This window comes from Pseudomonas sp. C1C7, assembly GCF_013359595.1.
Taxonomy (GTDB): Bacteria; Pseudomonadota; Gammaproteobacteria; order Pseudomonadales; family Pseudomonadaceae; genus Aquipseudomonas.
The window spans coordinates 1-13,168 of sequence record NZ_JABFMP010000043.1 but is presented as its reverse complement, the minus strand read 5'-3'; the positions used below and the strand labels follow the sequence as shown (position 1 = coordinate 13,168).

Genomic DNA, 13,168 nt, shown 5'->3' with positions numbered 1-13,168 from the left:
TCGCCCCTACAGGAAAAAATCCGATGACCCACACCCGTGCATTGCGCAGCATCGCCGTGTTCTCCGGCTCCAACCATGGCTTCAATCCCGCCTATGTCGAGGGCGCCCGCGCCCTGGGCCGGGAAATCGCCCGGCGCGGCCTGCGCCTGGTGTATGGCGGGACCGACAAGGGGCTGATGGGGGTCATGGCCGATACGGTGCTGGCCGAAGGTGGCGAAGCGGTCGGCATCATCACCGGGTTACTGTTCGAACTCGGGCATCTGCATCCACAGCTGACCCACCATGAAGTGACGCAGGACATGCGCAGTCGCAAGACCCGCATGAGCGAATACGCCGATGCGTTCATTGCCTTGCCGGGCGGTCTGGGGACGTTCGAGGAGTTGTTCGAGGTGGCGACGCTGACGCAACTGGGCGAGCACCACAAGGGCGTGGCGTGCCTGAACATTGCAGGTTTCTTCGAACCGGTGCGCAGCCTGCTGGACCACGCGGTGAAGGAAGGATTCATGAAAACCGAGCACCGCGACATGCTGATTTTCGACACCGATCCCGCGGCCCTGATCGATGCGCTGGAACAATGGCAGGCGCCGACCGTCACCAAGTGGATCGGGTCGGCGCCTGCTGTTTGAAGTTTCAGGGCCTGGCGACGCTGCTCCGGAAATCGGTCGCCAGTGCCCTTTTTCATGTCAGCAGCAGTGAGCGCCCGTGCCGATCTTTTAGTGTGCGGCCACCAATTGCTGTGGCGCGCTTTCGGTTTCCTGACGCTTGGCGTACTGGGTCAGCACCACCATTGTCGCGAAGCCCAGGGCGATCAGCACCGGATACGCCATCAGCAGTTCCGACAGCGAGTATTTCCAGGCCAGTGGACGTCCGACCCCAAGCATGACGGCATACATCCAGGACACGGCCGAGAGCGAGCCACAGAACAGCGCCATCATCCGCGCGCTGAAACCGAGGTTGAGCAGCGAACCGGCCTTTTGCAGTGCCGGCAGTACCAGACGATGCAGCAGGACACCGTTGTAGGTCAGCATCACCACCATGATGATCTTGGCCTGGAGCTTGGGATTCATGAAGTACTGCATCCCCTTGTCCAGATAGTCGATGCCCATGATCCCCATGCCGGTGATCCAGAGGACGATCAAGGCCCAGACGACATTGCGCTGCAGGCTCTCCATGTGTGCATGATCGTGATCGGTGAGCGCCTTGCGTTTCAACATGTCCCTGACCATTGCGATATCACTGGTCAATACCAGGCCGATCGCTACGCAACAGGCGACCAGGTGGACGTAAACAACGCCCAGTCGCAGAAACTCCATGAATTCTTTATGTTCGATCAGGCTCATAATTGTATTTATCGCCACGGGTAATATCTCCACCTTATTCGATAGTACAGATAGGCCAATCTACAGAGTTCTTATGTGTGGTGACTCTGAATGACCTTGCTCATACAAGAAAATAAACAACAGGCTAGTTATGTGATTCCCATTGTTTGCTCCAGGACCTCAATAACCGCTTAGTTCGTTCCTCTCAATTTTTTGGTAAAAAAATCCCCATCTGCATTCACTGCACATGAGGTTCGGATTCCACTTCTGTTCTTGCTGGATGGGGCGCATGTCATCAAGTGACTTGCTGCGTACTATGAGGGTCTCAGCCAATAAATGTTCATTTTTCGAGCTCACTACCGACAGACGGTCGCTGATTTTTGGGCGATTTGACATGGGACCAAAGGCCTAGGACCTTCGTCGATGCCCATTCCTGCTGGCCTGCTTGTTTCAGAGGATGCTTAGAACAACTTATTGGATCCACTAGTTGCTCGCGGGAAAATTTCACACGCAAATGGGGTCAACTTTCATTCGAGAGAGCTCGAAATAAAACAGTCATACTATTTTTTTGCCTGATTGGATTCTGAAAAGGCCGAAGCTCACAGAAAGTGCATACAATCCTTGTACGACAAACAACTTTATATCGAGGATTTTGCGAGAAAGTTCGAGTGGGGAAAGTTTCGGTCCTGGCAACAATGATCCGATACCGGTTGCCAGGGCCTTGTTAGTTCAACTCAGGCGAGTTTGACCACCACGTTGATGTTGTTGCGCGTGGCTTTCGAATAGGGGCAGTACTTGTGTCCGGTATCGACCAGTTTTTGCGCGGTTTCGCGATCAAGCCCGGGCAGGCTGACATTCAAGCGCGCCTGCAACAGATAGCCGCCTTCGTTGGTGCCCAGGTCGACTTCAGTGTCGACAGCCACGTCCTTGGGCAACGCCACCTTCAGCTCCTTGGCCGCCACGCCCATGGCGCCGATGAAGCAGGCTGACCAGCCGGCGGCGAACAGCTGCTCAGGGTTGGTACCCCCACCGCCCGAGCCTGGGGAGGACAGTTTCACGTCGAGAATCCCGTCCGAACTTTTGGACGCGCCGTCGCGACCACCGGTGGTGTGGGTTTTTGCGGTGTACAGGACTTTGTCGAGCTGGGTCATGATGATCTCCTGATTGAATTGAGGTTCATGCGATTTCAGGTGAATCAGTAAAACGGCCTGCCGATGATATGCACCGGGCACGCGGCAATCCCCCGCCCCGGGCCCGATCTATCAATATAGACGGCACCCGCCGAACAGTCGGCCGGGCCGACGAAGTCAACCTTTCATGGTTCACCATCTGACCTGTAGGAGCTGTCGAGTGAAACGAGTAAGGGCGGAACCATAAGCCGCCGTGACCGAAAAAACGGATATTCACCCGATCTCAAACCACAACGCCATCAGCGCCCAGCCAACTTGAACTTCACACAATCCTGATAAAAACTCTCCCGAACCGCCGCCGGCTTGATTCTGGTCGGGCTGTCGTAGGTCTGTTCGGTAATCCCCATCGCCGTCATCCGCATCCACGGTTTGGAAAACCTGTACGCCTGGATCTTCTGCCGCGCCGCGTACAGCGACACCCCGGACAACTTCAGCTCCTGCGCCCTGGCCGCCGTCCCCGCGCCCCAACTGCACATGTAACGGTCACTGTCCTTCAGCTCCCTGGCCTGGGCCGCCGTCGCGAGCCCCGCAACGCCCACCGAGATCAGCGCGATCCATATACTGCGCATTCGCTTTGTCCCCTAACCGTCTGAAAATGCGGCGATTCTGGCGACAAGCGAACGACCTGGGGGCCAGCATAATGCCTTCCCGAAAAACCATGACCCCTGTCAGTCAATGGCAGTCATTTTCTTGCGACATTTCAATGCTTTGCTATAGCTAACAAGCTCAATGGCTACCGAAGAGGCAATGGAATGTCCGTCGCAAAGAAAATGAGTGTGGGTCAGCTGACCATGCTGACCGCCGTCAACATGCTGGGCTCCGGCATCGTGATGCTGCCCTCGAAACTGGCGGAAGTGGGTGCCATTTCCATCCTTTCCTGGCTGGTGACCGCCACCGGCTCGCTGGCGCTGGCCTATGCCTTCGCGCGCTGCGGGATGCTCAGCCGCAAGACCGGCGGCATGGGCGGTTATGCCGAGTACACCTTCGGCAAGGGCGGCAACTACATCACCAACTACACCTATGGCCTGTCGCTGTTGATTGCCAACGTGGCGATCAGCATTACGGCGGTCGGCTATATCCAGGAGCTGTTCCACATCAAGCTCGACTCGCTGCAAGTGGGCCTGGCGACCATCGCCCTGCTGTGGATCACCACCTTCGCCAACTTCGGCGGCGCGCGGATCACCGGGCGGATCGGTGCCATCACGGTGTGGGGCGTGATTGCGCCGGTGGTGCTGGTGTCCACGGTGGGCTGGTTCTGGTTCGACAGCAGCATCTTCGCCGCCGGCTGGAACCCCCACGACAAAAGCTGGTTCGAGGCCGCGGGCGCCTCGGTGGCCATCACCCTGTGGGCGTTCCTTGGCCTGGAATCGGCCTGCGCCAACACCGACGCGGTGGAAAACCCGGAAAAGAACGTGCCCATTGCGGTACTCGGCGGCACCCTGGGCGCGGCGGTGATTTACATCGTTTCGACCAACGTCATCGCCGGCATCGTCGATAACCCTGAACTCGCCGCCTCCACCGCACCGTTTGGCCTGGTCTTCGCCAGGATGTTCACCCCGCTGGTGGGCGACATCGTGATGGCGGCGATGGTGCTGGCGTGCATCGGTTCGCTGCTCGGCTGGCAGTTCACCATTGCCCAGGTGTTCAAGAGCTCGGCGGACACCGGATACTTCATGCCGATCTTCGCCAAGGCCAACAAGGCCGGCACCCCGATCATCGGCATGCTGATCCTGCTGGGCCTGCAAACGGCGATGGGCCTGCTGACCATCAGCCCGGACCTGAGCAAACAATTCGACATCCTGGTCAATCTCGCGGTGGTCACCAACCTGGTGCCGTACATCCTGTCCATGGCCGCACTGACGACAATCCAGAAGGTCTCCAACGTGCCGGCAAACAAGGCAATGGTCACCAACGCCATCGCCCTGATCGCCGCGGCCTACAGCTACCTGGCGCTGTACAGCTCCGGCGAACAGGCGCTGATGCTCGGCGGCGTGGCGACCATCTTCGGCTACACGCTGTTCGGTTTCGTCAACAATCGCCTGATTCGCCTCGAGGCGTTCAACAACAGCGTGCCGACCCAGACCGTCAGCGCGCAGCACCTCACGGTCGAGCCCGTGCCGGTGAACAGACTGCATAAAATCAAACGGGAGCTTCAGTCATGACGGAACATAAACAGACCCTCGGCATGCTGGCCTTGCTGGTCAGCAGCCCGCCGGACAAACGCACGGTCTTCGGTCGCGCGTTGATTCAGTTGATCAGCGATGTGGAAGAGCGCGGCGTCCACGTGCTGGCCTCCGAATCCCTGAGCGACGCCACCTCGATCCTGCGCACTGACCCGGCCATCCAGTGCCTGCTGCTGAGCTGGGAAATGGACGACAGCGAAGGCCACGAACAGTGCATCAAGTTGCTGACCAGCCTGCGCGAGCGCAACACCCGGGTGCCGGTGTTCCTGATCAGCGACCGCAGCACCGCGTCGAGCATTCCGCTGGTGGTGATGCAGAACGCCGACGACTTCATCTGGCTGCCCGAAGACACCAGCCGCTTCCTCAGCGGGCGCATCCTGTCGGCCATCGAACGCTATCGGCAGGCCGCGCTGCCACCGATGTTCGGCGCGCTGGTGAAGTTCTCCGGCTCCTGCGAATACTCCTGGCACACGCCTGGCCACGCCGGTGGTACGGCGTTTCTGAAGAGCACCGCAGGGCGTGCGTTCTACGAGTTCTTCGGGGAAAACCTGCTGCGCTCCGACCTGTCGATTTCGGTTGGCGAACTGGGTTCGCTGCTCGATCACAGCGGCCCGATCGGCCAGGGCGAGCGCTACGCCGCCAAGGTCTTCGGCGCCCATCGCACCTATTACGTGACCAACGGCTCGTCGACCTCCAACCGGGTGATCCTGATGGCCAGCGTCACGCGCAATCAGGTGGCGCTGTGCGACCGCAACTGTCACAAATCCGCCGAACACGCGATGACCCTGTCCGGGGCGTTGCCGACCTATCTGGTACCGACCCGCAACCGCTACGGCATCATCGGCCCGATCCTGCCGCAGACCCTGAGCGCGGCCAGCGTGAAAAAGGCGATTGCCGAGAACCCGCTGATCAAGGGCGACATCGACCCGACGCCGGTGCACGCGATCATCACCAACTCCACCTACGACGGCCTGACCTACAATGTCACCCGTGTCGAGGAGCTGCTGGGCCAGAGCGTCGATCGCCTGCATTTCGACGAGGCCTGGTACGGTTATGCGCGTTTCAACCCGCTGTACCGTGACCGCCATGCCATGCACGGCAAACCCGAGGATCACGATGAATCCAGGCCGACGGTGTTCGCCACCCAGTCGACCCACAAGCTGCTGGCGGCATTGTCCCAGGCCTCGATGATCCATGTGCGCAACGGCCGCAACCCGATCGAACACGCACGCTTCAACGAGTCGTTCATGATGCATGCCTCGACCTCGCCCAATTACGCGATCATGGCCTCCTGCGACGTCAGTTCGGCGATGATGGAAGCGCCCAGCGGGCAGATCCTCACCACCGAGTCGATTGAGGAAGCGATCTCCTTCCGCCAGGTCATCTCGCGCATGCACGAAGAACTGGCGAGCAAGGACGACTGGTTCTTCACCTGCTGGCAGCCACCGACGGTGCAGGTGGGCGAATCCGCTGTGCCCTTCCATGAAGTCGACCCGGTCCTGCTCAAGACCGAGCCCGATTGCTGGGTCCTGCACCCCAATGAGGTGTGGCACGGTTTCGGCGATATCGAAGACGGCTACTGCATGCTCGATCCGATCAAGGTCTCGGTGCTCAGCCCCGGCATGGGCGACGACGGCAAGCTGCTCGAATCGGGCATCCCGGCCTGCGTGCTCAGCGCGTACCTGGAGCACCAGGGCATCGTGGTCGAGAAAACCACCGACTTCACCCTGCTGTTCCTGTTCTCCATCGGCATCACCAAGGGCAAATGGGGCACGCTGGTCAACTCGTTGCTCGACTTCAAGCGCGACTACGACCACAACCTCGAACTGGAGCTGTGCCTGCCGGAATTGCTGGTGGCCAACCAGAGCCGCTACGCCGGCATGGGCCTCAAGGACCTGGCCGACGAAATCTTCGCCGCGATGAAACAGCACAAGACCACCGCGAGCATGGCCCAGGCTTTCGGCACGCTGCCCAAAGCGGTGTTCAGCCCGGTGCAGGCCTACGAGAAGCTGGTGCGCAACGACATCGAGCGAGTGCCCCTGGAAGAAGCCGCCGGCCGCATCGCCGCCACCGGCATCGTGCCGTATCCGCCGGGTATTCCGTTGCTGATGCCGGGGGAGAATGCAGGCCCGGCGGACGGGCCGTTGCTGGCGTATCTGAAGGCGCTGGAGGCGTTCGACAAATCCTTCCCGGGGTTTACCCATGACACCCATGGGATCGAGGCCGAGGGCGGGGTTTATCGGATGTTGGTTCTCAAATGAGATAAGCGACTCGACACAAAACCAATGTGGGAGCGGCGGTCACGAATGGCTATGGGCAAACCCGATCACAGCGCTCTATGATTGATCCCCATGACCACCTCCGCTCCGATCCGCCAACCCTGCCCGCCCGGTGCCTGTGACTGCGGGCGTGACCCGTTGCTGGAAACACCGGGAGCGGACATGCGCATCCTGTTTCTGACCCGCAACGAAGAAAAGCGCCTGATCGAACGCCTGGAAAACCTGCAAAGCCTCCAGGACCTGGAGCACCTGCAACGGCGGATGTTCGACCAGCTGGGCATTCGCGTCGAGATCGCCCCCGGCTTCAACGAAGTGCGCACCATGCGCGGCATCAACATCCAGGTCGGCGAACTGCCAGGCCTGTGCCGCAAGACCCGCGCCTCGATCCCCGCCGCCATCCGCCGCGCCATGGAAAAATGCCCGGAAATCGCCTTCGCCGTGCTCAACGCCAACGACCTGTTGCGCGATGCCTGACGGCTCACAGCCCGAGTAACTGCGTCGTTACCACTCCCCGACTGGCTTTTTCCCAATTCAAACCTACGCTCTCTCGCGGGGGATCCAATAAATAGCGATGGCCGCGCGAGCTCGTCTCGAAGGCTCAATCCAGCCCGCCTGCACATCGTCTTCCACCTGTCTTTGAGGTAATCCAATGCCGACAAAAACAGCGACCCTGCCCACCCTTACCCTGCTCGCCCTGTGCAGCCAGCAAGCGCACGCCGGCGGCATCATGCTTTACGAAATCGGCACCGATAACGTCGGCCTGGCCAACGCCGGGGCCGCCGCTCGCGCCCAGGGGCCCTCGACCATCGCCAGCAACCCGGCGGGCATGAGTTACCTGCCGGGCACGCAGATCACCGCTGGCTTGCAGGTGCTTTACGGCGACATCAGTTTCAATCGCGACGACGACACCAATGTCTCCGGCACCGGCAGCGGCAATGCGCTGGACCCGATGTATGGCGGCAGCTTTTTCGTCAGCCACGAGCTGGACGATCACTGGAGCGTGGGCTTCGGTCAGTACGGCGATTTCGGCCTGGCGGTCAATTACGACAATGACTGGTCGGGGCGTTACTTCTCGCAGAATTCCAGCCTGCTCGGCCTGTCGATGGTGCCCAGCGTGGCGTACCGGTTCAACGAGCAATGGACGGTGGGCATCGGCGTCAAGGCCATGTACGGCATGCTCCAGGCCCAGACTGCCATCGATCGCTCACCGTTCGGCCTCACCGATCGCGGTGACGGCCAGTTCAAATACAAGGACAAGGATTGGGGGTTCGGCGCCAATGTCGGGGTGATCTACGCGCCGCAGCCCGGCACCCGCATCGGCCTGACCTACACCAGCAAGGTGGACCTTGAGTTCGAGGACGGCCTGGACATCAAGGGCAACGGGCCGCTGCTGAATCGGCTGGATGGCACCACCACCAAACTGGACATGACCGTTCCGCAAACCGTCACCCTGAGCCTGTTCCAGCAACTGGACCGGCAATGGGCCCTGCTCGCCTCGCTCAACTGGCAGGACTGGTCGGAGTTCGGCGATATCGGCGTGGAGGTCGATACCTCGGCCAACGATTCGCGCTCGACCAATGTCGACGCCGGCTTCAAGGACACCTGGCACCTGTCCCTCGGCGCGCAATACCAGGCCACCCAACAACTGCTGTGGAACGTCGGCGTGGCTTACGACAGCAGTGCGGTTTCCGACAGCAAGCGCTCGGTGATCATCCCGATGGCCGAATCCTGGCGCATTGCGACAGGGGCCACCTATGCTCTGAACAAGGACACCGACATCAACGTCAGCTGGGCCATGATCTGGATGGGCGACATGCCGGTGGACCAGAGCAAATCACTGTCGGGCAATCGAATTTCCGGTCAATTCGACGATTCCTGGATTCAAGCGGTAACCGGCAACATGACCTGGCGTTTCTGATGAACCGAGACATACAAAACGTTCAAACCAAGGAGCAACCAGCACTATGAACCTGTCGCGAAAATTGCTTGTCGGCGCTGCATTGACCGGGCTGTTGCTCGGTGGCTGCACCTCGAAAGTCACCGAGCGGGAGCAATACTCCGGCTACCTGTCCAACTACAACAACCTGCAGGAAGTCTCCACGCCAAGCGGCGGTACCGCGATGCGCTGGGTGAGCCCGTCGTGGAATCCGAACGCGTACGACACCGTGGCGTTCAACAAGCTGGAACTGTATCCGGCGCCCAAGCCCAACGAGCGGGTCAACCAGCAGACGCTCAATGACATCCAGACCTACATGACCAACAAGGCCAAGACCACCCTGGGTCAGAAATATCGGGTGGTCAACAGTCCGAGCGCAGCGCCGGCGGGTTCGAAAACCCTGATCATGCGCGCGGCCATCACCGGGGTGAGCGCTTCGAACGAAGGCATGCAATGGTATGAAGTGGTGCCGATCGCCGCAGTGGTGGGTGCAACCCAGGCCGCCACCGGTCACCGCGACCAGGACACCGAGCTGTTCATCGAGGCCGAGTTCATCGACGCAAAAAGCAACCAGACCGTGGCCAAGGTAGTGCGCAAGGTGTTCGGCAAGCAGCTCTCCAACGAAAGCCAGAAAGTCACCGCCCAGGATTTCAAGGCGGCGATCGACAAGTTGGGTAGCGACTTCCAGGCCTTTATCAAATAACCCCCCGCCCTCTGTGCAGGAGCTGTCGAGTGCAACGAGGCTGCGATCTTTTGATTCTGTTTTTGAAGATCAAAAGATCGCAGCCTCGTTGCACTCGGCAGCGCCTACAGTGGTTTTGGTCGTTGCCCGATTTTGCATACACCCATCAAGCCCACTCCCACAATGGATCAGGTTTTCTTCATTGAGATCCTGCGGCGCATCTCGGCGGTGATGCTCTGCCGGGTCTTTTTCATCTCAGCCCATGGCTCGTCACCCACTTCCGCCAGGCGCTCGTGCACGTTGTGGATGTTCCACTGGTTGCCGCCTTTGAGCTCTTCGACCTCCTCGCGAAAGATCGGCACCGACACCGGCAAACCTTCGCGGGTGCGGGCGGCGTAGGCGCAGATGGTGGTGGCGCCCAGGCCGTTGCGCAGGTAGTCGATGAAGATCCGCCCTACCCGGTTCTTCGGCCCGGACACCGCGGAAAAGCGCTCCGGCAACATTTTCGCCATGTGGCTGACAATCCCGTGGCTGAAATCCTTGACCTCGTCCCAGCCAAGCTTGCGGGTCAGCGGCACCACCAGATGGATGCCCTTGCCGCCGCTGGTCTTGAGGAACGCCTTGAGCCCCAGTTCATCGAGCACCGTCAGGGTCAGCTGAGTCGCCTCGACCATGCGTTTCCACGGCAGCGCCGGGTCCGGGTCGAGGTCGAGGACGAAGCGGTCGGGTTTGTCGAGGTTGTCCGAAGTCGCGTTCCAGGTGTGCAGTTCCACGGTGCTCATCTGCACCGCCCCCACCAGCGCTTCGGCACTGTTGATGACCATCATCGGCTGGCCCGTGAGCTCCTGATCGAGGGTGACGATGCCGGGAATGGCCAGCCGCTCGGCGTTCTTCTGGAAGAACAGCTCGCCGGCAATCCCGTCCGGCGCGCGCACCAGCGCCACCGGGCGATCCTCGAGTTGCGGCAGGATCCACTCGGCGACGCTGGCGTAATACTCGGCCAATTGCATCTTGGTGGTGCCGCTGCTGGCGTCGATCACCCGCTCGGGGTGAGTGATGCGCACCTTGCCCTCGGCCAGCCCCAGTTGCGACGGCGCGGGATCGGCGTTCTTTGGCGCGGCGCAGGGCTTGGAGGCAGCCGCTTTCTTCGTAGCGGCAGGCTTTTTCGCAGTTGAGGTTTTCACGGTGCTCGCACGCTCCTCGGTGATTTCTTTCGCGGGTTTGTCGTCACGCAGGCCATGGAACACCGCGTGTCGCACCGAACCCTCCTTGGTCATTTCGGCAAAGGCCACTTCCGCCAGCAGGCGTGGCTTGAGCCAGTGCACGGCCTTGAACTCGGCACCGGAGGGCGGATTGACCACCGCCGGCTTTTTCGTCTGCAAGGGTTTGAGCTGTTCATGAATCGTGCGCAACGTAGCCTCGGTAAAGCCGGTACCGACCTTGCCGGCATAGCGCAATTCACCGCTGTCACGATCATGCAGCCCCAGCAGCAAAGCCCCGAACGCATTGCGCGACCCCTTGGGATCGGTGAAGCCGACGATGACGAATTCCTGCCGATGCTTGCATTTGAGCTTGATCCAGTCGCTGCTGCGCCGCGACACATACGGCGAGCCCAGGCGCTTGCCGATCAGGCCCTCCATGCGCATCTGGCAGGCGCTGTTGAGCAAGGCGTCCGGGTCTTCGGCAAAGGCATCGGAGAAACGCAACAACGGGTCTTTCGACGTCTTGAGCACGGTCGCCAGTGCGGCCCGTCGCTCCTCCATCGGCACTTCGCGCAAATCCACGCCGTTGAGGTATGGCAGGTCGAACAGGTAGTAAAGAATGCCGGCGCTGCGTTCGGCCTCGAAAGCGTTTTGCAGCGCCTGGAAGTCCGGCACACCCTGCTCGTCGGTCACTACCATTTCGCCGTCGAGCCAGGCCGATTCAAGGCCCAGGCTCGCAAGCGCCTTGGCCTGTTCCGGCAATTTGTGGGTCCAGTCGTGGCCGTTGCGGGTGAAGAGTTTGACGTCGTCGTGATCGATACGCGCCATGATCCGGTAGCCATCGAACTTGACCTCATAACTCCACTGACCGTCCGGGGCCCGCTCCACCAGCGTTGCCAGCTCGGGTTTGAGCTGATCCGGCAGCTTGGCCTTGTGCGCGCCGGTCAGTTGCGCGGATTTGGCCGGGCGCGCCGGGGTGGCCGGTTTTCTGATGGCTTGGGGTTTAGCCGGTTTTGCCGCTTTCGGCGTCTTGGCGACGATGCTGCGATCGCTGAGCACACTGTCGGGCTCGGCGGCGACCACGTCGTAATCGCTTTGTGGCCGGGCGGCACCGTCCTGATGCTTGATCAGAAACCATTGCTCCTGCTTGCCCGGCATGTGCGTGCGCACCAGGTTCCACAGGCCGGCGAGCTTCTCGCCCTGCAATTCGAACTTCAACTTGCCCTTGGCGTAGGCCTTGGCCGGATCCTCCTGGGGCACCCAGACGCCACGGTCCCAGACGATCACATCCCCCGCGCCGTAATGACCTTCGGGGATGCTGCCTTCGAAGGTGGCGTAATCGATCGGATGGTCTTCGACATGCACCGCCAGGCGCTTGACCGTGGGGTCCAGCGACGGCCCCTTGGGCACCGCCCAGCTTTTCAGGGCACCGTCGAGTTCCAGGCGCAAATCGTAGTGCAGCCGCGAAGCGTCATGTTTCTGGATGCAGAACTGCAAGGCATGGTCCTTGGTTCTGCTCTTCCCCGATGGCTTGACGGCGGCCGGCTCCGACGTCGCCGAAAAATCACGCATGCGGTTGTAGTCATCCAGGTCCTTGTTCATGGCTCACCCCGCTGATTACTGCAAGGCGCGTAATAGACGCGTCTCTTTCTCAGCAGAGCGAGCTGCGCGGGGGAAAATTCCATCAACGTTGAAAAGCCCCGGACAGACGGGCCGGCGCGGCGGCTGCCATTGGCGTTTCGGGCGCCTACAATCAGCGGGTGCCGCGTCCCCCCGGAGAACAATCATGCGCACGGTTCACGTCATCGAAGCCCCGCCAGCACCGGTGAAGGTCGTGGGCGAGGCAATCACCGTCCTGGCCGGCGGAGATATGAGCAAGCCCTTTGAAATGCACATTCAGGAAGGCGTGCAAGGCGGCGGCCCGCCCCCACACTTTCATCCTTGGGACGAAGCGTTTTATGTGGTCGACGGCGAGGTTGAGGTGACGGTCGAAGGCAAGGCGACCACCGTGTCGGCGGGCGGTTATGTGCATATCCCGGGCGGGACGATTCATGCCTACCGCAATGTCAGCGCCACGGCGAAGATGATCGGCGTGGTGTCCGATCCACGGGGCGGGCAGTTTTTCACCGCGATGGACCAGTTCAAGGTGCCGGAGGATTTGCCGAGGATATTCGAGGTGGCGGAGCGTTATGGCGTGACCTTCCTGGTGCCGAAGCCGGGTTCGTCGACTGACTGAGCGAGCGCGTTATCGTTCTTCGCGGGCAAGCCTCGCTCCTACAGGACAAAAACGATGTCCCGTGCAGGAGCTGCCGAAGGCTGCGATCTTTTGATCTTTAAAAATACAAATAAAGCAGCCATAGGCAGCTCCAGCACGGGA

At 60.6% G+C, this 13,168-nt stretch carries 11 protein-coding genes; 7 read left to right on the top strand and 4 right to left on the bottom strand.

From position 1 onward, the window contains the following. Positions 1 to 23 precede the first annotated feature (23 nt). Entirely contained in the window at positions 24 to 626 is a 603-nt protein-coding gene (locus HNO86_RS25855; RefSeq protein ID WP_175379758.1) for a TIGR00730 family Rossman fold protein, read from the top strand. A gap of 87 nt (positions 627 to 713) precedes the next feature. Here the strand turns inward: HNO86_RS25855 and HNO86_RS25850 are convergent, their stop codons facing one another. The 3 genes from HNO86_RS25850 to HNO86_RS25840 all read right to left on the bottom strand — a co-directional run bounded on the left by HNO86_RS25850 (position 714) and on the right by HNO86_RS25840 (position 3,078). Further along, on the bottom strand, positions 714 to 1,358 hold the full coding sequence (locus HNO86_RS25850) for a hypothetical protein (protein WP_175379757.1): 645 nt from the start codon (positions 1,356 to 1,358) through the stop codon (positions 714 to 716). A gap of 695 nt (positions 1,359 to 2,053) precedes the next feature. Next, positions 2,054 to 2,470, bottom strand: a complete 417-nt coding sequence (locus tag HNO86_RS25845; protein ID WP_175379756.1) for an organic hydroperoxide resistance protein — start codon at positions 2,468 to 2,470, stop codon at positions 2,054 to 2,056. A gap of 278 nt (positions 2,471 to 2,748) precedes the next feature. Next, on the bottom strand, positions 2,749 to 3,078 hold the full coding sequence (locus HNO86_RS25840; RefSeq protein ID WP_175379755.1) for a hypothetical protein: 330 nt from the start codon (positions 3,076 to 3,078) through the stop codon (positions 2,749 to 2,751). 183 nt (positions 3,079 to 3,261) lie between these two features. On the opposite strand from HNO86_RS25840, the gene potE reads away from it, so the two are divergent. The 5 genes from potE (at position 3,262) to HNO86_RS25815 (ending at position 9,610) form a co-directional block, all read left to right on the top strand. Continuing rightward, on the top strand, positions 3,262 to 4,671 hold the full coding sequence (potE, locus tag HNO86_RS25835) for a putrescine-ornithine antiporter (RefSeq protein WP_175379754.1): 1,410 nt from the start codon (positions 3,262 to 3,264) through the stop codon (positions 4,669 to 4,671). Continuing rightward, entirely contained in the window at positions 4,668 to 6,953 is a 2,286-nt protein-coding gene (locus HNO86_RS25830) for an Orn/Lys/Arg decarboxylase N-terminal domain-containing protein (protein WP_175379753.1), read from the top strand. Before potE ends, HNO86_RS25830 begins: the two co-directional genes overlap by 4 nt. Before the next feature lie 90 nt (positions 6,954 to 7,043). Beyond that, positions 7,044 to 7,445, top strand: a complete 402-nt coding sequence (locus HNO86_RS25825; protein WP_175379752.1) for a hypothetical protein — start codon at positions 7,044 to 7,046, stop codon at positions 7,443 to 7,445. Positions 7,446 to 7,620: 175 nt separating this feature from the next. After that, a complete protein-coding gene (locus HNO86_RS25820; RefSeq protein ID WP_175379751.1) occupies positions 7,621 to 8,889 on the top strand; it encodes an OmpP1/FadL family transporter in 1,269 nt (422 codons plus the stop codon). A 46-nt stretch (positions 8,890 to 8,935) separates the two neighbouring features. Next, positions 8,936 to 9,610 (top strand): DUF3313 domain-containing protein, encoded by a 675-nt coding sequence (locus HNO86_RS25815; protein WP_175379750.1) that lies wholly within the window; start codon positions 8,936 to 8,938, stop codon positions 9,608 to 9,610. Positions 9,611 to 9,777: 167 nt separating this feature from the next. On the opposite strand, the gene ligD is transcribed toward HNO86_RS25815, so the two are convergent. Then, a complete protein-coding gene (gene ligD / locus HNO86_RS25810) occupies positions 9,778 to 12,393 on the bottom strand; it encodes a DNA ligase D (protein WP_175379749.1) in 2,616 nt (871 codons plus the stop codon). A 184-nt stretch (positions 12,394 to 12,577) separates the two neighbouring features. On the opposite strand from ligD, the gene HNO86_RS25805 reads away from it, so the two are divergent. Further along, the gene (locus HNO86_RS25805) at positions 12,578 to 13,027 is read left to right on the top strand and encodes a cupin domain-containing protein (protein ID WP_175379748.1); all 450 of its coding nucleotides are present in this window, start codon (positions 12,578 to 12,580) and stop codon (positions 13,025 to 13,027) included. Positions 13,028 to 13,168 lie beyond the last annotated feature (141 nt).

Excerpts from the sequence above, each read along its gene's own strand:
- HNO86_RS25855 (WP_175379758.1), top strand. The coding sequence starts at position 24 with ATGACCCACACCCGTGCATTGCGCAGCATCGCCGTGTTCTCCGGCTCC.
- HNO86_RS25845 (WP_175379756.1), bottom strand. The coding sequence starts at position 2,470 with ATGACCCAGCTCGACAAAGTCCTGTACACCGCAAAAACCCACACCACC.
- HNO86_RS25840 (WP_175379755.1), bottom strand. The coding sequence starts at position 3,078 with ATGCGCAGTATATGGATCGCGCTGATCTCGGTGGGCGTTGCGGGGCTC.
- potE (WP_175379754.1), top strand. The coding sequence starts at position 3,262 with ATGTCCGTCGCAAAGAAAATGAGTGTGGGTCAGCTGACCATGCTGACC.
- HNO86_RS25830 (WP_175379753.1), top strand. The coding sequence starts at position 4,668 with ATGACGGAACATAAACAGACCCTCGGCATGCTGGCCTTGCTGGTCAGC.
- HNO86_RS25825 (WP_175379752.1), top strand. The coding sequence starts at position 7,044 with ATGACCACCTCCGCTCCGATCCGCCAACCCTGCCCGCCCGGTGCCTGT.
- HNO86_RS25820 (WP_175379751.1), top strand. The coding sequence starts at position 7,621 with ATGCCGACAAAAACAGCGACCCTGCCCACCCTTACCCTGCTCGCCCTG.
- HNO86_RS25815 (WP_175379750.1), top strand. The coding sequence starts at position 8,936 with ATGAACCTGTCGCGAAAATTGCTTGTCGGCGCTGCATTGACCGGGCTG.
- ligD (WP_175379749.1), bottom strand. The coding sequence starts at position 12,393 with ATGAACAAGGACCTGGATGACTACAACCGCATGCGTGATTTTTCGGCG.
- HNO86_RS25805 (WP_175379748.1), top strand. The coding sequence starts at position 12,578 with ATGCGCACGGTTCACGTCATCGAAGCCCCGCCAGCACCGGTGAAGGTC.